Raw genomic sequence first — 760 nt, 5'->3', positions numbered from 1 at the left:
TGCCGGCGTCTTCGAAGACGACATCGCTGGCGTCGTTGACATAGTAGACGTCGGAGCCCAGGCCACCCGACATCGAGTCGGCGCCATTGCCGCCATCGATGGTGTCGTTGCCTTCACCGCCGACGATGGTGTCGGCGCCGTCCAGACCGTAGAGCTGGTTGGAACCGCGGCCGCCGGTGACGACGTTCGCCACCGCGTTACCCCAGGCATTGGTCGCCGCCGTACCCCAGCTGGCCAGGCTGATGTTCTCCAGGTTGTCGCCCAGGGTGTAGCTGACCTGGGAGACGACCGTGTCGGTGCCGCCGGCGGCGTATTCGATGACTTCGTCGGTTCCGACGTTGACATAGTAGGTGTCATTGCCAAGGCCGCCGTCCATGATGTCGCCACCAAAGCTGCCGTCGAGGGCGTTGTTGCCGGCGTTACCGAAGAGGTAGTTGGCCGACGAGTTACCCGTGGCGTTGATGTTGCCGGAACCGGTCAGGCGCAGGTTCTCGATATAGGCGCCCAGGGTGTAGCTGACCGAGGAGCGAACCGTATCGAAGCCGCCATCGTCGATGCCTTCGACGGTCTGTTCGGAGGCCACGTCGCCGACATTGTCGACGATGTAGAGGTCGTCTTCCCCGCCACCGAACATGGTGTCGGCGCCCGTTCCGCCGTTGAGGCGGTTCATGCCCGCGTTACCGACCAGGATGTTGTCCAGGCTGTTGCCGGTGCCGTCGATGTCGTCGGAGCCGGTCAGGATCAGCTTGTCCTTGTTGGT

The 760-nt window shown here is 63.6% G+C and carries 1 protein-coding gene; it reads right to left on the bottom strand.

The window, feature by feature from the left end; genetic code table 11:
- On the bottom strand, positions 1–760 hold a 760-nt coding region (locus ABI_RS06490; protein ID WP_169313710.1), incomplete at both ends, for a calcium-binding protein.

Origin of the sequence: Asticcacaulis biprosthecium C19 (genome assembly GCF_000204015.1) — a bacterium.
Lineage (GTDB): Bacteria > Pseudomonadota > Alphaproteobacteria > Caulobacterales > Caulobacteraceae > Asticcacaulis > Asticcacaulis biprosthecius.
The sequence above is the reverse complement of the archived record's forward strand: the minus strand, read 5'-3'. Positions and strand labels throughout refer to the sequence as shown.